A 16,218-nucleotide genomic window follows, 5' to 3' on the forward strand; every position below is an offset into this window, starting at 1 on the left:
AAGAAGCCCCGCATCGCTCCAGACGATGCGGGGCTTCTTCTTTGCCTTGGCACTACGTGCGACACGAAGCAGTTGGCGTCAGCAGCGCCACTGAGAGCCGAAGCGGTAGCTGACAGTCTCTGCTTCAGCTTCGTGGTGGTGAGTGATTGTGCGTCTCACCGCTACAACTCGCGCAGACCGCAAGCTACTGCCTTCCACGGGTGACTACTCACCTTCTTTGCGCAGCGCGTTAGAAACCCTTGAGCGGTGATATTCGCTGCATCGATCAAGGAGAAAGACCATGGCAAAGTTCCACGTAACAAGAAGCGGTAAGACCGAACCCTGCGGTGCGACGGTGCGCGCGTGCCCACTTGGTGGCGCGAATCACTTCGGCTCACTGGAAGAGGCTGTTGCCTATTCCCTCTCGCCTACCTTCGCCAAGCGAGAGGTGTACACCCGCGTTCAGAGCGAAGCTCGTCGCATGGCTGAGAACGCGGCTGGACGCAAGTTGGCTGCTGACAATGTGTGGATCGAGTCCAGCAGCAGCGGCGTCCAGGGCGAGTACCAGGTGAGGTACACCGTCCCCAAGGAGGAGGGCTTCCACATCGCACAACTTCCGCTGTTCCTAGATCGAGACGAGTTCGAAGACTGGGAGAGCGTGAAAGAGGAACGCAACTGAACCACTCTTTGGAGAACGCCCCTGGCCTCGGTCGGGGGCTTCTTCTTTGCCCTGGCGGCTCGGCTCTTCTCTCAGCGAGTTAGAGACCCTCCTGAGCGGCGACACAGCCGCACGGCTAACCAAGGAGCAGACCAACATGCTGAAGAGATTGAGAGAAAGAAGAAAGGATGAGAAGGGCTTCACCCTTATGGAGCTGGTGATCGTAGTGGCGATCATCGGGATACTGACAGCCATCGCTATTCCGGTCTATGGACACATCCAGGCCACCGCACGGGTGAACGCACTCCACGAGGCAGCCGACCAGGCTGTGAAAGAGCTCACCGTGAAGATCGGAGGCACACCCACCATGGCCGATGCTGGGGAGTACGTCGACCATCCAGCGGAGAACGAGGGGGGCATTTCCGCCTCGGCTGGAGTCTGGGATGAGGTCGATGAGGACTACGACAGACGGTACTTTATCTGTGCCGTAGCGGAGTCCATGGTTGAAGGCGAAGGCTTCGTGAGCAGACGAGCCGGTGACCCCTACTGTGAAGAGCTGTTCGGCTCTGGCGAAGGCTTCGAGAACATCCCCTGATCCGATAAACCCGAGCAAGCCCCGTGTCCCGAGCGATGCGGGGCTTCTTCTTTGCCTTGGCACTACGTGCGACACAAAGCAGTTGGCGTCAGCAGCACCACTGAGAACCGAAGCGGTAGCTGCGAGTCTCCGCTCCAGAAACCAGGTGGTTGGTGATTATGCGTCTTGCCGCCACAACTCGCTCAGAAGCGCAGCTACGACCTCCTACGTGGCACCTCTACGACCTGCGGGAATTGCGCAAAGAGAAGGGAGGGGGAGCTCAAGCTCCCCCTCCCAGATCCGGCAACCACTCCGGCATAGACCACAAGGAAGGTCCACGAAATAACTATCGGAGGCTTTCTCAGCGGCGCGTTAGAGAGAGCTGTACAACCACACGCAGCCCCACCTACCACTTCAAGGGCTCCATACAAGGAGCAGAACGGAATGTCCACCTACCCACAGCGCGACAAGTACTGGCTCGACGGAACGGGAACAAGCAACGAGCACGACAACGCACCGAAGCCTGGTGCGCTTTCGCGGCACGCCTACTACATCTACCTCACGGTGAACGAGCTCACCGGCTCCCTCTACGTGGGGATGCATCGCTCGAACCCACAAGAAGCTTGGCGCGCATACATGGGTTCGGGTACCTACCTGAAGACAGAGGCTCGCGGTTATGGCGTGAAGAACTTCTCGAAGAAGCTTCTTGCCTATGCGGAGGATGGGCTGGAAGCGAAGTTCTTGGAGGCGCGATTCATCGCCAAAGCTCTTCGCAAGGGTGTCCACTGCTACAACTCGAACCAAAGTGAAGCCGTCCAGCGGGACTGTCGTGACAACCTCTCTCAGTTCGCTTTCAAGGCTTCCTTCAGAGGACGCCAGCGACTCCAGTACAACCTCACGCTCACCGAGAAGGCCATCGCAGCCGGACTCGATACAGCGGAGCACGACGACCTGACGGAACTTCGCGACGGGTGGAAGCTCGCACTCCAGCTTAAGGATGAGCGTTACGCCGCCACGAAGCGACTCGACCCGAAGGACTGGGCTGAAGACAAGTACGGCTTCGATGCTGACGACTCGAAGGACTGAAGCTCGCGGTATACAGAGCCCGGAGCTCACGATATGTTCATTCATCGATCACAAGGAGACAGCCATGAAGATCACAAAGAGCCTCACCGCAGTAAGCGCCATCGCCCTCTTGGGGCTGATTCTCACTGGCTGTGGCGCACCAAAGGAGGAAGCGCCGGAGGCGGACGTCCCCGCTATCAGCCAGGACTCCCTAAACGATGCTCCAGCGGAGGAACCGGTAGACGAAGCCTCTGTGGATGCTGGCACCGGGTACTACGCGGCTGTGAGTAAGTTCGCAGAATATGAAGACGGTGCCCAGTCCACTGAGGACTTTGGGATATGGCAGCGCCAGGATGCTGTTGCGATCTGGATTCGTAACACGCAGACCAACGAAGTGAAGACCTGGGTGGCGGACGGGTACACCGTGGACCCTGAGATTGAGTCGGCCTTGAGCGAGAATGACCTCTCGGGACCGTTCTTCAATTTGATGGTGTGGAACCGCCACCACGAGGAGTACGCGGAGGTGGATCTGCGAACCGCAGCCACCCAGGGACTCCCTCCGAGCTACCTGGTCTTCTTCATCACCTTGAACGAGGACGAACCGCTGGACTCCCCTTACATCTCGAAGGGCTGAACGAACCCTTCGAGAGCGCCCCTGGCTTCGGTCGGGGGCGTTCTTCTGTTTTGTTGACTTCTGTGTACATGGGTACTACGTGCGGCACGAAGCAGTTGGCGTCAGCAGCACCACTCAACGAGAAGCGGTAGCTGACAGTCTCTGCTTCAGAAGTCAGGTGGTTGGTGATTATGCGTCTCACCGCTATAACTCGCTCAGACTCGCAGCTACCGCCGCTCAGGGGCGATATTGAGCCTTATGGACGCGACGCTCATTCCCCTCTTCTCTCGCCTGGAGAAGCTGGCGGTCCATGGCCCTGGCAAGCACGAGCTCGTTCGGATCTTCAACGCTCATCAGCGGCGCTGTCCAGAAGAGCGAGTCTTTAGTTTCACCGACTCCTACGGGCGCGTGTGGGTGCGCGCAGAGGACTTCGAGAAAGCGGCAGCAGTGGTGCTCCCACCGGTAGCGGCTCCGGGCACACCCGCGGGAGAGAAGCTTTAAAAAGTCTTCTTGAGGGCCGTCGAGACGACGGGAACCACGAGGGTAAGCATCGACGGGCTGTGGCGGCGAGCCAAGGAGAGTTGGTACTCATCCTTAGCCATGCGATACATCGGCTGTTCTTACGACAGCAGAAACATCCCCCCAGACGGGGATGTTCCTGTAGAGGTCCAGCGCTGTGGCGCAGCTATCTTTGGCCGGCCAAACCTTAGGTTCACAGGGAGAGGGGCGCGAGCGCCCCGACTATGACCCAAACCTGAGTTCTCAGCGCTCCGAGCAGCTCCAGCGCCATGGCGATACTTCATCTCAGAAAGGGCTCCGACCTGGCGGGGACCTTTCGCAGTGGAAGCACTCACTTTGATCCGCATGGCTAAGGATGCGTACTCACGCGAAGCGCAACGAACACCCTTTGAACACTTCTATTGCTGGCAGCTACTGTCCAGCGGGTGAGAGCCACCGTGGATGCAGAGCACCGCTGTCTGCGAGAAGGACTTTGAAAAGACTTCTGGGTATAACTCTTGTTAGTGCCCTTTGAGATTCGCTTTTCCGTGAGTTCTCGCGTGAGCCGCTGTAGACAAAGATTGCCGCTCCTCTTGTTAGTGCCCTTTGAGATTCAGCTACGAGACCCAATGACGGCTAAGGCCGTCCTCCGCTCCAGCCACGAAACCCGCTTCAGCACACATCTCAAGTTTTTTGAGCCGGTGGTTAGAGACGTTGATATAACACATCGTGGCGATATTAGTCACACGACATTGATCGTTTCCTTAGTGGTGTTCACCGGGGGCAGGGCCGCCAAAATACCTGCCCCCACTGAACACACGGAGGGAAACCGGAGCATGTCACCGATCTTGGCGGATCGGAGGAACACCACCATCAGAAAATAAAGGAAACGCTATGAAAGGCTTAGTCACATATTCGCTCGATTACCCGAAGCTACGTGAGGCAATCGTAAATCTGGACGCTGACAAGCGTCGCTCACTCTGGTCCGCGTATAAATCGGGTCTCATCACCGCACTCGAAGTGCTCATCACTCCTCGCCTAAACGCGGGTAAGAAGGCACACACATTCACCATCGCAGAAGTGATGGAGATTGCGAACCTTAGTCAGAAGGAGGCTCGCCTCGCTGTTGGGCTCGCAAAGCAACTGAAGGTACTTATCACCGTCGAGGGCGCGAAGTTCGATCCGATCACAGGAAAGAAGATGGCCTCGCGCTACATGGCGAACTTCGCGTACTGGGAAGAGACCATCCCGCACACGGTCAGCGCTCTTCGATTGGCGATGATTGCTTGCGGGGCCTACGGCAACGACTGGGCGAAGGCTTCAATCGCTGTGGACCGTCAGCTCGAAAGTTTCCGTGTGATCCTCGAAGAACGCGGTCAGAAAATGCTCACGGTAAAGCGCATAGTCGAGCTTCTCCTTGAAGTGGACGGGAAGCAGTGGGCGCGCGTTGTCCGTCGCGCCAAGTTCTGGGGCACCTGGGACGAGGTGATCTGATCATGGTCAACTCAAACTTCCAGCAGGCCCGCGAGGGCGTTCTTGACCTCCTCGGTGAGTTCACTGAAGGATGGACCGCAGCGGAGAAGAAGGAGGCGCGTAACACCGTGAACGCGATCTTCTTCTCAGGCCAGATCAAGCCACACCCGCTCACGAGCGCACGGCTGAAGGCACAGGCGGAGGGGGAAGTCTGATGGACGTCTACGACCGAAAGCGAGCCAAGCTCTTCGCCATCGGCAAGGAACTCAGAGAGAACCATCTTTCTGGCGCTTGTGGCCGTCGCGGCTGTGACTGCCTGAAGAAATACGAGCGCACCCGCGCTCAGTACAACAAGCTCCTCGATCCAGAAGAGTTCGATGTGCCATCGGCAGACCCTCGTCGCAGAGGTCGAGGCTGACCTTTAGTACCTTAAGACCCCTCGTTCGATATTCCCCTTGTCAGTTGGCGTCAGCAGCTCTCTCGCATTAGAGAAGGCTTCGCCAACCTAAACCAAGGAGAATCATTATGGCCGAGGAAACTGCAACTGAAGACTTCCACGCTAAGAAAATCACCGGGACCACCGAAACCCACTTCATGTTCTACGACGCTGAAGCGGACAAGTGGCGCACCATCCACGTATTGACGGAAGGCCGCGCTGAAGCACTCAACGTTTGGATGAGCTGAGATGGCTCGTCTTCACAGGACCGCCGCGGGACAGCTCGCACCGTGCCACGCCAGTGTGCGCGCCTGCCCCCTAGGCGAGGAGAACCACTTCGAGAACGCCCAGGAAGCTGCGCGAGCAGCCATGGGCCCACAGACCCCTCGACCAGCTATGCGCCTGACCGCTCGGGAGCAGCAGCTCCGTTCCGCCGCACACCGTGAAGCGAAGCCGTTTCCCATGGCTCACCGCCACATCGCCTCCCGAGAAGAAGTGTTCTTCTTCGAGAACGGACAGCAGTTCGGTAACGGGGTGGTCATCACTCGCTTCGAGAACGGAAACGTACAGGTTCAGCTCCCCATCGTCTACGAGCGCACACCGAGTCAGTGGATCAACGTGAAGCTCATGGTGCGCCCTGGAGACTCGGTGACCTCCACCTTCGGGAAGTTCCTGGACACCGTGGAGTTCGAGCCTGAGGACTCGTACATCATCGTGGGAACGGAGGAAGGTAAGCCGGTGATCGACGTTCTCTCCACGGAGCGGTACGCCCGACTCCGCGCAGCGCTTGGTGCCAGCGAGAGGATCGTCGCGGAACAGCTTCCTGAGGCCCCCACCAGCAGCAACGGTGACCTCCTCAAGGTACTCAAGGAGCGAGCCAATGGCTAAGTTCCACATCGCCAAGGACGGCCAAACAAAGCCCTGTACCGCCACCGTGAAGGCCTGCCCCCTTGGAGAGGCGAATCACTTCGGCTCACTGGAAGAGGCGGTGGCGCACGCCATGGAAGCGGAGCGCACCCACATGCTCACCATGCCCGCTGCGCTTCGTCGTTTCTTCTTCGATGACGATGAACAGGGGTCGATCTTCGATGAAGAGCGCGCGCTCGTAAGCTTCGCCGCTGAGGAGCTATCCACTGAGAAGTATCGCGCCTTCCGAAAGGATGCGGACTGGCATATCGCGGAGATTGGGCTCACCACCCTCGCATCCAGAAGCTTCACGGTGGAGGACTGGGTTGATTCTCTGGAGCGGGAAACGCTCGCTCAGCGGCTACCCATCACCCTCCGTGCGCTGGAGGAAGAAGCCATCACCGCCGCCGATCTGCGAGAAGTCTTCGCGTGAGATTCGCAGTAAGAAAGCCCCCGATGACCTCCACACATCGGGGGTTTTCTTATGCCCCTGAGCGGCGCTGGCTTCGAGTCTGAGCGAGTTGTAGCGGTGAGACGCACAATCACCAACCACCTGTAGCTGGAAGCAGAGAGCGTCTTCCAGCAAAAGTGCGAGCTTCTGAGCTGCTCGCATTAGAAACCCTTGTGACGACCCGACAGAAGGAGCAGACCATGAGCATAAGAGACCATCTCACCCCCGCAACCGAGGAGCGCGCAGCGCTCGTGCGGGATGCGCTGGGAGCGGCCATCATCAGCCGTGCCACCCGTGAAGCGGGCGTGGCCAGAACCGGCGCACCCATCCAGTGGGACGAGCTTGATCCTGCCATCGAGAACGTCCTCTCACGCATCACCCCTCGTGCGCTGGAAGCGATCACCATCGATGCATCGAGTACCGCTGAGTTGCGAGCGGCTTTTCGCAAAGCCTGCGAGGCGAAGCTCGTCCCCACCATCTCTTACGACGATGAGGAGCTTGAGCTGTGAAGGCGGTGGAGCGTGAACCGCAGCGTGAGCCGGAACCCACATCGGAGGAGCAGCGAGAAGCGATCCGTCGCCACCTCCTCGCGCAGCACCTGGAAGCGCGCAGCCAAGAAATTCGCGAAGGGCGTCTGGAACTCCTCGTGAAGCTGATTCTCGTGGCGACCGCCATCGGTGGGCTGTATGTGGTGGTCCAGCTGTTCTCCTGAGCTTTTCTCAGAGCCGCGTTAGAGAGACCTGTGCGGGGCTACTCGATATTCCTCGCACCCATCAAGGAGAAACCCCATGTCAAAGCTTCCACTTATCTTAGGAACCCTCACCCTCGCGGTGGGCCTCACCGCAGGACTCGCTTTCACCAGCAGCCCCGCACAGGCCGCGACCACCCAGACAGTCGTGAAGACCGCAACTCAGGCCTCCCTTCAGGGGAAGGCCACGGAGCTCTGGAAGAAGGTGGACGCGAAGGCAAAAGCCGAAGGACTCTACGACCGCGGTACCCGCACCGACTCCGTCTGGCAGAAGCGCGCCCACGAGCTCGCTTTGCAGTTCTCGAACTCCGCCGCGTTCCGCGGGAGCGACTGGACGGCCACAGTGGGAACCACTATGAGTTACGGCGAAGACTTCCTCGGATTCGGTGTCATCGTGTACCACGTCTCCGGTGGCAAGCAACTCTTCACCAATATGGCCTGTGCTGGCCACGGAGCAGCCTCCTGCAACTGACCCAAAGCCAGAGCCCCTCGATGTGTCGCGTCCATCGAGGGGCTCTTCCAATTCGCCGCCGTCCCGTAGCCACGTGTCACACGAAGTTCTCCGATATTCCCTTTGTCAGTCGGCGTCAGCAGCGCCGATGAAGGAGAAGACACCATGAAGTTCCACACCACCAGCACTGGCGCCGTGGCCCCCTGTGGTGCCACCTCGCGCTCCTGTCCTTTGGCACCGGTTGAGGAGCACTACGGCAGCGCGAAGGATGCGATGCGTGCCCTCGCTCTTGAGGCGCTCGAAACCCAGGGCGACTACCAGCTCGCACTCCCCGACGACTGGGGAAAGTTCATCGCGGCTGACCCCACACCGCTTCCCCCACAGACCCCTGCGGTGCCTGCCTCTTCCCTCTCTGTCTCTGACTTCGAGAGCTTCCGCCAGAGCGCAGCGAACAAGCCACAGCAGGTTCACGATGACTGGCGCGAACGGCAAGCGGCGAGCGCTGAGGCTAACGGTGACCTCTTCGCGGACGCTCACCCTGACACCAGCTTCTCCTCTGACTACTACGAGCCGAGCTTCGAGGACGACGGGTTCTGAGCTTTTTCGAGCGCCGCGTTAGAGACGTTCATCAATAGATCAAGGAGAAGATCATGACCGAAAACAAGCCGACCGAACCGCAGGACTACCTGGAGCCCAAGCTGATCCTGGACCAGGACGGACCTCAGCCCGAGTTCAAGACGCTCCAGCCGCTCACTCCCGCGGAGGCCGCCTCCGATGAGTGGGACTGGGGATGGGACGACGATATGCGAGAGTTCATCAAAGAGCTCGACGGCCCGCACTCTGAGCTGGAGCCGTTCTGATGGGCCGCCTCATCTTCGGCCTCCTAGGGGCGCTCCTCGTCTCCGGCCTCGCCCTGGCACTCCTCACCAGTTTTGACTGGGACTTGGTTGCCCTAGGTACCTGGATCGTGGAGCCCATCACCGACCTGGTGACCTGGGTGGCTGACTGGCTCCTTGGGCTTCCACTCTTCCAGAAATTGGTGAGCCGCTGACCCTGGCGATATTCCAACCAGAAGCCCCGCAACGTTCGTCATAAAACTGCGGGGCTTCTTCTTTGCCCCAGCTTTCTCAGTGGCGAGTTAGAGACGCCTGTATGACGAACACAACCGCCCCTAAGCGCTTCCTTAAGAAAACGAAGTTCACCCTCTCGCTGATTCAGTGGCTCGCCCTAGGGCTGGTCGCGCTGGTGGCTATCCCCGTGGGTGCCTCAGCCGCCTTCGGGCTGGAGTTCAGCCGCGTGGTGAGTGGCTCCATGGAGCCCACCATCATGACCGACGACTTCGTAGTTCAGCGCGCCCCGGAACCAGGCGATCTTCAAGAAGGTGCCATCGTCACCTACCGCTACGGCTTCATCAGCGTTACTCACCGAGTGTTCGCAGTGCTCCCTGACGGCACCGCAATCATGAAGGGCGACAACAACCCCACCGCGGACAGAGCGCCGATCACTCAGGACGATCTGGTCGGCGTCGTCGTGACGCACATTCCTCAGCCGGCCGCTGGGTTCCTCCAGCAGTTCCTCAGCACCGATGAGTGGCGCGCTGACACCACCAAGGCGTTCATGGGTGACTGGAGTGAATTACCGAAGCAAGCGGAGGACGCACCGTGGGCTGCGATCATCGCTGCGCTGGTGCTCATCCTCTGTTGGACCATCGAGGGTTTCATCTCTCTCATCGAGCGGTGTCGTCGTGCGTGAGCTTCGTGCCGTGCCCTCCGTGGCACCCAAGCTCCTCGGCCTCGGCTTCTTCCTGGTGCTTGCGCTGGTGGGCTTCGGGCTGCTTCAGGGCGCTCAGGTTTCCACCGATGCTGCTGTCCCCACCCTCGCCGTCACCATCACCGGTGATGATGCGCTCATAGGCGACCTCGCCGCCCCCGCTCCGACTGTGAGCGAGTTCGTGGTGACCAACAGCGGCGACGTGCCTGGGGAGCTCGTCTTCTCAGTCGATCAGGCACGCCTGCCTGTCCTCGAGGCGAAGGAAACCCTCTGGGATGAGAGCACCGCCACCGTCCGCAGCGGCGACGAGAGCTGGAGCGGAACCGTTCGCGAAGTCCTCACCGGCAGCTTTCCCCTGGGGAACCTCGCACCGAACGAAAGCACTGAAGTTTCGGTAGAAGTACGTGGTCCGCAGAACCCCACGCACCGCATCGAGTTCAGCTTCCCGGTGAGCGTCACCGCAGATCAGCTCATCGAGTGACACCCCGATATTACAAACAAGCAGTCGGCGTCAGAAGAGACACCGACGAAGGAGAAGAAAAGATGGCAAAGTTCCATGTAACCAAGAACGGTAAGACTGAACCCTGTGGTGCGAGCGTGCGCGCTTGCCCGCTCGGAGAGGCGAACCACTTTGACTCGCTCGCTGATGCAGTCACCGCCTCCATGGCTGAGGAGACGCAGAGCCTCGTGGTCGATGCGGGGGCGGTTAAGGCCTCGCAGCGCGTGATGCTCAAAAGCCTGCTGAATCGCAACAAGGATCGTAAGCGCGCCGCAGCGATTCTCACCCCAGAGAACATCACGGTCAACGCTCACCGAATCTACGAGTTCCTGGAGGAAAACGACCTCGACGACGACAGCGCTGTGCGGGAGTCCGCTTTCCAGTACGCAATGGAAGCAACCGGGCGCGATTACGACGAGTTCTACGACGCTTGGCTTGAACAGAAGCCCCTCAACTCAGCTCCCGCCAACACAGCACTTGAGGAAGAGAAGAGCCGAGCTCGCGCCAACGCTATCGCGTGGCAAGGCTTCAGTGAAGAGCGCAAGGGTCGCGAGGACTTCTCCGCGGAAGCCCTCTCTGAGGGACTCAAGGGCTTCTATGATCCACAGGGTGGCCAGGGCCGAGGCGCTTTCGCCTCTCACGAAGCAGCGGACTGGCTGGAGCAGCAAGCCAGTCCGAAGCTTCCCGAAGGCGTATCAACGCGCTGGTTTGTCCAAGTCCCGCCCGCAGTTCGCGGCGACGTGCACTCCGCGCTCGAATCTCTGTATGACCCGAGGGAAGAGGAAGACCTTCGCGAGGTCAGAGAGTACAACTACTGGCAAACCGCACGCAGCTTCTACCCCGAGCTCTTCGGCCACATCGAGAGCAAGCTCGACGCGGTGGGCAACGACCGCCAGAAGTTCCTGAATAGCTGACAGGCCCGAAAGCCCCCGATGACACCTATCCCATCGGGGGCTCTCTTGTGCCCGTGAGCGGCGCTGGCTGCGAGTCTGAGCGAGTTGTAGGGGTGAGACGCACAATCACCAACCACTGCGAGCTGAACGCGGGGAGCGTCTCCTACCGAAAATGCGAGCTTCTGAGCTGAGCGTTTTAGAAACCCTTTCGCCTGACCAAGGAGAAGAACTCATGGCGAAGAGAACGTTCACCCAAACCCGCACACTAAAGCGCCTCTACCTCTACGACGACATGGAAGCCGTAGTCCTGGAGGACGCCGACCGCTACTTCCGGAAAGCAGAACGCTTCCGCCGAAACAAGGAGAACATCAATGATTACTGACGCCTGGTTCCACATAGACCCCAACAACGGAGACCCTCGGCTTTGCCGCGATCCTGAAACCTGCGGGTGGGCCGAAACAAAGGACCATCGCCGCACCGCTGTAGAGGCGAGCCGCCTTTACGAGGAGATGATGACTACGTTCAAGTGGGTGCGTTTCCACAAGAGAGGACCAGGCCGCCGCATCACCAAGGAAGTGCTGAAGCCGTTCCAGTGACTTTCAGCAGCGATTCTCAAAGGAGCCCCACTCGTGTTCACCACGCGAGTGGGGCTTTTTCGCGGCTTTCTGCGGCTCCCACGCGGTGATCTAAATCCATGAGTTCGTCATGACCTTTCGAGCATGACCTATACCGATATTCCATCGTGACGTAAATCAAACTTCACGAAGGAGCATCTAATGAACCCACTTCGCATCGGCTATCTGCGCCTATCTCGCGACGACGGCAAGGGTCAGAGCATCGAAAACCAAAAGAAGGCGTTGCTCGCCTACGACGACTCCATGACGCTTTTCACGGACAACGGCGTCAGTGGTGAGACGAACCTGACCGATCCGAACTCGGCGTGGTCGACGAAGCTCATTCCGTTCCTTCAGCAACACCCCACCGCTGAGCTTTGTGTCTACTCGCTTGACCGCCTGGGACGCAAGAAGGGCAAGGTCCTCTCCGCCATCGAAGACCTCATCGACAACGGCGGAACTTTGTATGTGGTCCGCGACAGGAAGCTTTACGACGACCCCGAGGACTTTTCACAGGGCGTCCAGCTCACCTTCGAGAGTCTTTCCAACGAGGCCTACCGCGTGGAGATTCAGAAGAAGACTAAACGGGCGCTCAGTGAACTACAAAAGGCAGGTGTCACTTTGGGACGTCGGCCAACCCTCACGGAGAAGGACATTGTCGAGATTCAAAAGCTTCGAGCTCGGGGACTCGGCTACACGAGCATCGGCAAAGTCGTTCGTACCAAGCGTGTGAAGGACGGCAAGGAACAGGACACGGCCCCTCGCACCATCAAAGCAGTGCTCACCGGGAGCTACATCAGCCGCGAAGAGTGGGAGCTAAAGAATGCTGAGGCTCGCCGTTCCATGAGAAGGCGACGAGCATGAGCTTTTCTCACGAGCGAGATAGAGAGAGAACCAGCAGCAGAAACAAGGAGAACTGACCATGACTTTGACTGTGACTCACGAAGTGACCTTCACCCAGAACGGCACCACCTACTACTTGAGGAAGGGGGTCGTCCACCTCGGTGGTGGCAAGTACAGCCGCAAGGTGGTCTACGAGCTCACCGGCTCAACCTCCCTCCACGGAGCCACCCGCGAAGACATTTCCGTGGTGCTTCAGAAAAAGTTCGAGCTGACCCGCCACGGAGCGGAGCGGATCCTCGATGCGCTGGACAACGCGGGCATGACGGAAGAAGCGCCTCGCCGTCGCGTGGACCCTGGAGCGCCGAAGATCGCCGGTGGCGGTCTCCCCACAAGACGACCCGGCACCAACTAAAGGAGAAGACCATGGCTGAGAAAAACGACCCCATCAAGAGCACCGGCAGCCGCAACGGCATGGCGGACTTACTCATCGCGCAGTTCGGCATGACACCCGGGGAGGCCTACGAGCTACTGGATCGACTCGACAACTCCCCCGTTCCCGGTTCCGTTCCTGGTTCTTCGTTCAAGAAGTGAGGGCTGCGAGCAGAGCCGTTTAGAGAGGTGTACAACCTCTCAACCAAGGAGCAGAGAAGATGACAAACCAACTCATTTCAATCGACCGGGAAGAGCAGTTGCGGCAGCTCGCTGAGGCGAAGCGTCAGTGGAACCACGGACTCCTCCGACACATCATGGCGACCTACGACCTGAGCTTCGAGGACGTCAACGAGTTCCTCCTCGAGGAGGCAGGGCGATGACCGTCGACAAGCTCTTCAGGAGCACCCTTCGCGGCGTCTACGGCTTCTCTGCTGGTGCCGTCCTCGGTTTCGCGCTGTTCTTCATCGCGTGTTTCGCCATGGGCTACTACTCCGCTGCTCATGGGCTCGCTGTGCCCCAGGTGAGCCAGCCCGAGCTTCAGTCCTTCCCCATAGTTGGAGGGCTGATCCATGAGTGACCTACTCTCCCCCGCTGAGGAGCTCTCCCTCACCAATCGCCTCCGCGGTGAGCTTCTGAGTGGTGAGGCGGATTGGCGCGCCGTACAGTTCATCGCGCTGCTCGAACGCTCGTTCTTCGCCTCTCACCCAGCCGACCCGGATCACTGCTTCCTCTGCCCCGAGCAGCACAGCACATCCACGCACTTTGCCTGGGCGCGCTCACGCTGATCTGACCAACCGCAAACAAGCCCCGCATCCTTTCGAGCGATGCGGGGCTTGTTCTTTGCCTCGGCACTATGTGCGACACGAAGCAGTTGGCGTCAGCAGCACCACTGAGAGCCGAAGCGGTAGCTGACAGTCTCCGCTTCAGAAACCAGGTGGTTGGTGATTATGCGTCTCGCCGCTACAACTCGCCCAGAAGCGCAGCTATGACCTCCTACGTGGCACCCCTCCTGAATCTCATCGAACAGGTCTCAACGGAAGCGCGAGCTTTTCTCAAAACGTTGTTAGAAACCTCTTCGAACCAAGGAGAAGGCAATGCTTGAAGCAACAACCGAAACAATCGCCGCTGAGAAGGAGTCTTCCGGCAGCTTCATCAAGGACGTGCTCAAGAGCACCGGCGAGCTCCTTCTCTCGGTCTTCCAGTTCGCCACCGTGGCGCTGGTGATCTTCTCGCTCATCCCGCTGCTCTTCAGCTTCTTCATGGGCGTGAGCTTCAACAAGGTGCTCACCGGCTCCATGGAACCCACCTACATGGTGGGCGATGTGCTGGTCACCGCACCTGCTGTCGGAGGAGACCTCGTAACGGGGAGTGTGGTCGGGGTGAACCTCGACGGGATTCGCTACACCCACCGCGTGAAAGAAGTTCACGAGGACGGGACCGCCACCACTCAGGGTGACGCCAACAATGTGGCTGACCTTTTCAAGCCGTCACAGAAGGACCTCTTCGGCGTGGTCGTAAACCACATTCCTCAGCCGTTCGCTTCCACCATCACCCTCTTCACCATCAACACGGAGTGGTGGGTCGATGCTTCCGAACTGGTGAGCGCTGGAGATTGGGGCAACCTCTCCAAGCTTCAGGCCGATGCGCCTTGGGGATTCTTCGTACTTCTCGGAGCAGTGCTCCTCCTCTTCTGGCTCATCCCTGATCTGGTCGCCTTCGCGGAGAAGCGCGCTGAGAGCAAGAAGAGCAAGCGTTCTTCGGCAGCAGTCGAAGAGCCGGCTAGCTGACGCTGGTCGATATTCCAATCAACAACCCCCAACTATCAAGGAGATAGCCATGACACAGAGCAATACCAAGAAGAAAGCACTAGCCGTAGGGCTAGCAGGAACGCTGGTGGCCGGTGGTCTTGTGCTTGGTGGCACGTTCGCCAACCTCGGGCAGACCATCACCGACCAGAACACCCACACCGTGAAGGTGGACAGCTTCAACTTCGCCTACAGCGAGAGCAGCGGCACCCTGAACGCGGACCTCACCCCAGGTGCCGATGCGTCCCACACCAAGCTCGAAGTGAACAACCTGGGAGCGCTTCCTGCGACCTTCGCTTTCACCATCACGGACCTCACCGGCAGCGATCTGCTCGCGCATCCAGTGGCGAAGGACACTCAGGTGACCATCGAGGTGAAGAACATGGCCGCACAGCAGATCCTCAAGTGGTCCGGAACCCTCGGAGACCTGCTCACCCACAGCATCGTGTCAAGCCAGCCGATCACGCCTTATGACCTCCTCACGGTGGACATCACCATGGAGACCCCGGTGGACGTGGACCCTGCCGAGTGGGAGCCCTTCATGGCGACCGCCGTGAACACATCCTTTAAGACCGCCTTCACCTTCAGCGCGTACCAGGACGGCACTTCGCCGCTCCTCGCCTTCGCACAGGCGAACACCGTGGCTGGCGAGACCGCCTTCGCTGGGGAGTCCGAGAACGGCGACAACTGGGACTACACCACCTACCTAATCCCGAACGCCGACGTCGCCACCGCGGCTGGGCTTTGAACAACTAACCGTCAAGGAGACAAACCATGAAAAACAACAACAAGAAGAAAGGGCTTGCCCTCGCGCTCAGCGGCTGCGTTGTCACCGTCGGACTACTGGTTGGTGGAGCAACTCTCGCCAACCTCGCCACAGTGATTCACGACCCGAACACGCACAGCATGTACAGCCAGACGTTCGAGTTCACCTGGCTCACCAGCGGTGAAACCCTGAGCTACAACCTCACCCCTGGAAACGGTGGCGAGAACGAGTTCAGCATCGAGAACACCGGTGAGCTCCCCGCACAGTGGGCGCTGGTTCCTCGCGTGGAGAACCCCGCACTCCTACAAGATCACCCGGTGCTCACCGACGCACTCGTGGAGCTCACCGTGGGAAAGAAGGGCGAGTCAGCAGCGTTCAAGTGGAAGGGCACTTTCGGTGACTTCCTGAATCACGCTTTCGTACCGTTCAACGGGCAGTCGAGCATCGTGGACGCCGGAAAGGAGCTCGTGACGGAGCTCTCCATCGCCACGCCGGTCGGCGTGGATGGTGAGAAGTGGGAGGAGGCCATCAAGAACACAGTCTCCGCCGACTTCCACGTGGACTACATCTTCAGCCACTCCACCGGCCCTGGTGATGACTCCCCGCTCGACGTATTCGCTCAGGCGAACGGTGAGCAGATCATCAACGACGAAACCTACTGGCCTGAGGGCTGGATGAACAGCGACGGCTACATTCTGCCCGCGACCGGACTACTCGAAGCCGCTGGCTTCTGAACCAAGGAGA

Annotated in this window: 29 protein-coding genes; all 29 read left to right on the plus strand. The window is 59.3% G+C overall.

Annotation, left to right across the window (positions count from 1 at the left end; all coding sequences use genetic code 11):
- Positions 1 to 280: 280 nt before the first annotated feature.
- The 29 genes from ABMQ42_RS01620 to ABMQ42_RS01760 all read left to right on the plus strand — a co-directional run bounded on the left by ABMQ42_RS01620 (position 281) and on the right by ABMQ42_RS01760 (position 16,208).
- Positions 281 to 658 (plus strand): hypothetical protein, encoded by a 378-nt coding sequence (locus tag ABMQ42_RS01620; protein WP_349720917.1) that lies wholly within the window; start codon positions 281 to 283, stop codon positions 656 to 658.
- Positions 659 to 794: 136 nt separating this feature from the next.
- A complete protein-coding gene (locus ABMQ42_RS01625) occupies positions 795 to 1,232 on the plus strand; it encodes a prepilin-type N-terminal cleavage/methylation domain-containing protein (RefSeq protein WP_349720919.1) in 438 nt (145 codons plus the stop codon).
- A gap of 423 nt (positions 1,233 to 1,655) precedes the next feature.
- Complete coding sequence (locus ABMQ42_RS01630; protein ID WP_349720921.1) at positions 1,656 to 2,297, plus strand: GIY-YIG nuclease family protein; 642 nt, start codon at positions 1,656 to 1,658, stop codon at positions 2,295 to 2,297.
- Between the two features lie 64 nt (positions 2,298 to 2,361).
- The gene (locus ABMQ42_RS01635; RefSeq protein WP_349720923.1) at positions 2,362 to 2,910 is read left to right on the plus strand and encodes a hypothetical protein; all 549 of its coding nucleotides are present in this window, start codon (positions 2,362 to 2,364) and stop codon (positions 2,908 to 2,910) included.
- A 1,371-nt stretch (positions 2,911 to 4,281) separates the two neighbouring features.
- Positions 4,282 to 4,881 (plus strand): hypothetical protein, encoded by a 600-nt coding sequence (locus ABMQ42_RS01640; protein WP_349720925.1) that lies wholly within the window; start codon positions 4,282 to 4,284, stop codon positions 4,879 to 4,881.
- A 2-nt stretch (positions 4,882 to 4,883) separates the two neighbouring features.
- Positions 4,884 to 5,075, plus strand: a complete 192-nt coding sequence (locus ABMQ42_RS01645) for a hypothetical protein (RefSeq protein WP_349720927.1) — start codon at positions 4,884 to 4,886, stop codon at positions 5,073 to 5,075.
- The gene (locus ABMQ42_RS01650) at positions 5,075 to 5,278 is read left to right on the plus strand and encodes a hypothetical protein (protein WP_349720929.1); all 204 of its coding nucleotides are present in this window, start codon (positions 5,075 to 5,077) and stop codon (positions 5,276 to 5,278) included. The genes ABMQ42_RS01645 and ABMQ42_RS01650 overlap by 1 nt, the downstream gene beginning before the upstream one ends.
- A gap of 107 nt (positions 5,279 to 5,385) precedes the next feature.
- Positions 5,386 to 5,544, plus strand: a complete 159-nt coding sequence (locus ABMQ42_RS01655) for a hypothetical protein (RefSeq protein WP_349720931.1) — start codon at positions 5,386 to 5,388, stop codon at positions 5,542 to 5,544.
- A 214-nt stretch (positions 5,545 to 5,758) separates the two neighbouring features.
- Positions 5,759 to 6,184 carry a hypothetical protein gene (locus ABMQ42_RS01660; protein ID WP_349720933.1) on the plus strand — a complete coding sequence of 142 codons (426 nt, stop codon included), beginning with the start codon at positions 5,759 to 5,761 and terminating at the stop codon, positions 6,182 to 6,184.
- The gene (locus tag ABMQ42_RS01665; RefSeq protein ID WP_349720935.1) at positions 6,177 to 6,635 is read left to right on the plus strand and encodes a hypothetical protein; all 459 of its coding nucleotides are present in this window, start codon (positions 6,177 to 6,179) and stop codon (positions 6,633 to 6,635) included. Before ABMQ42_RS01660 ends, ABMQ42_RS01665 begins: the two co-directional genes overlap by 8 nt.
- 218 nt (positions 6,636 to 6,853) lie before the next feature.
- Positions 6,854 to 7,162 (plus strand): hypothetical protein, encoded by a 309-nt coding sequence (locus ABMQ42_RS01670; RefSeq protein ID WP_349720937.1) that lies wholly within the window; start codon positions 6,854 to 6,856, stop codon positions 7,160 to 7,162.
- The gene (locus ABMQ42_RS01675; RefSeq protein WP_349720939.1) at positions 7,159 to 7,365 is read left to right on the plus strand and encodes a hypothetical protein; all 207 of its coding nucleotides are present in this window, start codon (positions 7,159 to 7,161) and stop codon (positions 7,363 to 7,365) included. Before ABMQ42_RS01670 ends, ABMQ42_RS01675 begins: the two co-directional genes overlap by 4 nt.
- A gap of 76 nt (positions 7,366 to 7,441) precedes the next feature.
- On the plus strand, positions 7,442 to 7,873 hold the full coding sequence (locus ABMQ42_RS01680; RefSeq protein ID WP_349720941.1) for a hypothetical protein: 432 nt from the start codon (positions 7,442 to 7,444) through the stop codon (positions 7,871 to 7,873).
- Positions 7,874 to 8,017: 144 nt separating this feature from the next.
- Positions 8,018 to 8,449, plus strand: a complete 432-nt coding sequence (locus ABMQ42_RS01685; protein WP_349720942.1) for a hypothetical protein — start codon at positions 8,018 to 8,020, stop codon at positions 8,447 to 8,449.
- A 53-nt stretch (positions 8,450 to 8,502) separates the two neighbouring features.
- Positions 8,503 to 8,712: a hypothetical protein gene (locus tag ABMQ42_RS01690; protein ID WP_349720943.1), complete on the plus strand. Its 210-nt coding sequence runs from the start codon at positions 8,503 to 8,505 to the stop codon at positions 8,710 to 8,712.
- The gene (locus tag ABMQ42_RS01695; protein WP_349720945.1) at positions 8,712 to 8,903 is read left to right on the plus strand and encodes a hypothetical protein; all 192 of its coding nucleotides are present in this window, start codon (positions 8,712 to 8,714) and stop codon (positions 8,901 to 8,903) included. Before ABMQ42_RS01690 ends, ABMQ42_RS01695 begins: the two co-directional genes overlap by 1 nt.
- Positions 8,904 to 9,004: 101 nt before the next feature.
- Entirely contained in the window at positions 9,005 to 9,604 is a 600-nt protein-coding gene (locus tag ABMQ42_RS01700; RefSeq protein ID WP_349720946.1) for a signal peptidase I, read from the plus strand.
- Positions 9,605 to 9,623: 19 nt separating this feature from the next.
- Positions 9,624 to 10,103 (plus strand): hypothetical protein, encoded by a 480-nt coding sequence (locus ABMQ42_RS01705; protein ID WP_349720948.1) that lies wholly within the window; start codon positions 9,624 to 9,626, stop codon positions 10,101 to 10,103.
- Positions 10,104 to 10,165: 62 nt separating this feature from the next.
- Positions 10,166 to 11,035, plus strand: coding sequence for a hypothetical protein (locus ABMQ42_RS01710; protein WP_349720949.1), 870 nt, complete (start codon positions 10,166 to 10,168; stop codon positions 11,033 to 11,035).
- Positions 11,036 to 11,246: 211 nt separating this feature from the next.
- Positions 11,247 to 11,396, plus strand: a complete 150-nt coding sequence (locus tag ABMQ42_RS01715) for a hypothetical protein (RefSeq protein WP_349720951.1) — start codon at positions 11,247 to 11,249, stop codon at positions 11,394 to 11,396.
- Entirely contained in the window at positions 11,386 to 11,610 is a 225-nt protein-coding gene (locus tag ABMQ42_RS01720) for a hypothetical protein (RefSeq protein ID WP_349720952.1), read from the plus strand. Before ABMQ42_RS01715 ends, ABMQ42_RS01720 begins: the two co-directional genes overlap by 11 nt.
- Before the next feature lie 180 nt (positions 11,611 to 11,790).
- On the plus strand, positions 11,791 to 12,492 hold the full coding sequence (locus ABMQ42_RS01725) for a recombinase family protein (RefSeq protein WP_349720953.1): 702 nt from the start codon (positions 11,791 to 11,793) through the stop codon (positions 12,490 to 12,492).
- Positions 12,493 to 12,550: 58 nt separating this feature from the next.
- Positions 12,551 to 12,883, plus strand: a complete 333-nt coding sequence (locus ABMQ42_RS01730) for a hypothetical protein (protein WP_349720954.1) — start codon at positions 12,551 to 12,553, stop codon at positions 12,881 to 12,883.
- 11 nt (positions 12,884 to 12,894) lie between these two features.
- Positions 12,895 to 13,062, plus strand: a complete 168-nt coding sequence (locus tag ABMQ42_RS01735) for a hypothetical protein (RefSeq protein WP_349720955.1) — start codon at positions 12,895 to 12,897, stop codon at positions 13,060 to 13,062.
- Positions 13,063 to 13,121: 59 nt separating this feature from the next.
- Complete coding sequence (locus ABMQ42_RS01740) at positions 13,122 to 13,283, plus strand: hypothetical protein (RefSeq protein ID WP_349720956.1); 162 nt, start codon at positions 13,122 to 13,124, stop codon at positions 13,281 to 13,283.
- Positions 13,280 to 13,480: a hypothetical protein gene (locus ABMQ42_RS01745; RefSeq protein ID WP_349720957.1), complete on the plus strand. Its 201-nt coding sequence runs from the start codon at positions 13,280 to 13,282 to the stop codon at positions 13,478 to 13,480. The genes ABMQ42_RS01740 and ABMQ42_RS01745 overlap by 4 nt, the downstream gene beginning before the upstream one ends.
- 517 nt (positions 13,481 to 13,997) lie before the next feature.
- On the plus strand, positions 13,998 to 14,690 hold the full coding sequence (locus ABMQ42_RS01750) for a S24/S26 family peptidase (RefSeq protein WP_349720958.1): 693 nt from the start codon (positions 13,998 to 14,000) through the stop codon (positions 14,688 to 14,690).
- A 49-nt stretch (positions 14,691 to 14,739) separates the two neighbouring features.
- Complete coding sequence (locus tag ABMQ42_RS01755; protein WP_349720959.1) at positions 14,740 to 15,456, plus strand: hypothetical protein; 717 nt, start codon at positions 14,740 to 14,742, stop codon at positions 15,454 to 15,456.
- A 26-nt stretch (positions 15,457 to 15,482) separates the two neighbouring features.
- A complete protein-coding gene (locus tag ABMQ42_RS01760) occupies positions 15,483 to 16,208 on the plus strand; it encodes a hypothetical protein (protein WP_349720960.1) in 726 nt (241 codons plus the stop codon).
- The last annotated feature ends 10 nt before the right edge of the window (positions 16,209 to 16,218 follow it).

This window comes from Microbacterium sp. KR10-403 (assembly GCF_040196215.1).
GTDB lineage: Bacteria > Actinomycetota > Actinomycetes > Actinomycetales > Microbacteriaceae > Microbacterium.

Coding starts and splice junctions, on each gene's coding strand:
- ABMQ42_RS01620 (WP_349720917.1), top strand. CDS start 281: ATGGCAAAGTTCCACGTAACAAGAAGCGGTAAGACCGAACCCTGCGGT.
- ABMQ42_RS01625 (WP_349720919.1), top strand. CDS start 795: ATGCTGAAGAGATTGAGAGAAAGAAGAAAGGATGAGAAGGGCTTCACC.
- ABMQ42_RS01630 (WP_349720921.1), top strand. CDS start 1,656: ATGTCCACCTACCCACAGCGCGACAAGTACTGGCTCGACGGAACGGGA.
- ABMQ42_RS01635 (WP_349720923.1), top strand. CDS start 2,362: ATGAAGATCACAAAGAGCCTCACCGCAGTAAGCGCCATCGCCCTCTTG.
- ABMQ42_RS01640 (WP_349720925.1), top strand. CDS start 4,282: ATGAAAGGCTTAGTCACATATTCGCTCGATTACCCGAAGCTACGTGAG.
- ABMQ42_RS01645 (WP_349720927.1), top strand. CDS start 4,884: ATGGTCAACTCAAACTTCCAGCAGGCCCGCGAGGGCGTTCTTGACCTC.
- ABMQ42_RS01650 (WP_349720929.1), top strand. CDS start 5,075: ATGGACGTCTACGACCGAAAGCGAGCCAAGCTCTTCGCCATCGGCAAG.
- ABMQ42_RS01655 (WP_349720931.1), top strand. CDS start 5,386: ATGGCCGAGGAAACTGCAACTGAAGACTTCCACGCTAAGAAAATCACC.
- ABMQ42_RS01660 (WP_349720933.1), top strand. CDS start 5,759: ATGGCTCACCGCCACATCGCCTCCCGAGAAGAAGTGTTCTTCTTCGAG.
- ABMQ42_RS01665 (WP_349720935.1), top strand. CDS start 6,177: ATGGCTAAGTTCCACATCGCCAAGGACGGCCAAACAAAGCCCTGTACC.
- ABMQ42_RS01670 (WP_349720937.1), top strand. CDS start 6,854: ATGAGCATAAGAGACCATCTCACCCCCGCAACCGAGGAGCGCGCAGCG.
- ABMQ42_RS01680 (WP_349720941.1), top strand. CDS start 7,442: ATGTCAAAGCTTCCACTTATCTTAGGAACCCTCACCCTCGCGGTGGGC.
- ABMQ42_RS01685 (WP_349720942.1), top strand. CDS start 8,018: ATGAAGTTCCACACCACCAGCACTGGCGCCGTGGCCCCCTGTGGTGCC.
- ABMQ42_RS01690 (WP_349720943.1), top strand. CDS start 8,503: ATGACCGAAAACAAGCCGACCGAACCGCAGGACTACCTGGAGCCCAAG.
- ABMQ42_RS01695 (WP_349720945.1), top strand. CDS start 8,712: ATGGGCCGCCTCATCTTCGGCCTCCTAGGGGCGCTCCTCGTCTCCGGC.
- ABMQ42_RS01700 (WP_349720946.1), top strand. CDS start 9,005: ATGACGAACACAACCGCCCCTAAGCGCTTCCTTAAGAAAACGAAGTTC.
- ABMQ42_RS01710 (WP_349720949.1), top strand. CDS start 10,166: ATGGCAAAGTTCCATGTAACCAAGAACGGTAAGACTGAACCCTGTGGT.
- ABMQ42_RS01715 (WP_349720951.1), top strand. CDS start 11,247: ATGGCGAAGAGAACGTTCACCCAAACCCGCACACTAAAGCGCCTCTAC.
- ABMQ42_RS01720 (WP_349720952.1), top strand. CDS start 11,386: ATGATTACTGACGCCTGGTTCCACATAGACCCCAACAACGGAGACCCT.
- ABMQ42_RS01725 (WP_349720953.1), top strand. CDS start 11,791: ATGAACCCACTTCGCATCGGCTATCTGCGCCTATCTCGCGACGACGGC.
- ABMQ42_RS01730 (WP_349720954.1), top strand. CDS start 12,551: ATGACTTTGACTGTGACTCACGAAGTGACCTTCACCCAGAACGGCACC.
- ABMQ42_RS01735 (WP_349720955.1), top strand. CDS start 12,895: ATGGCTGAGAAAAACGACCCCATCAAGAGCACCGGCAGCCGCAACGGC.
- ABMQ42_RS01740 (WP_349720956.1), top strand. CDS start 13,122: ATGACAAACCAACTCATTTCAATCGACCGGGAAGAGCAGTTGCGGCAG.
- ABMQ42_RS01745 (WP_349720957.1), top strand. CDS start 13,280: ATGACCGTCGACAAGCTCTTCAGGAGCACCCTTCGCGGCGTCTACGGC.
- ABMQ42_RS01750 (WP_349720958.1), top strand. CDS start 13,998: ATGCTTGAAGCAACAACCGAAACAATCGCCGCTGAGAAGGAGTCTTCC.
- ABMQ42_RS01755 (WP_349720959.1), top strand. CDS start 14,740: ATGACACAGAGCAATACCAAGAAGAAAGCACTAGCCGTAGGGCTAGCA.
- ABMQ42_RS01760 (WP_349720960.1), top strand. CDS start 15,483: ATGAAAAACAACAACAAGAAGAAAGGGCTTGCCCTCGCGCTCAGCGGC.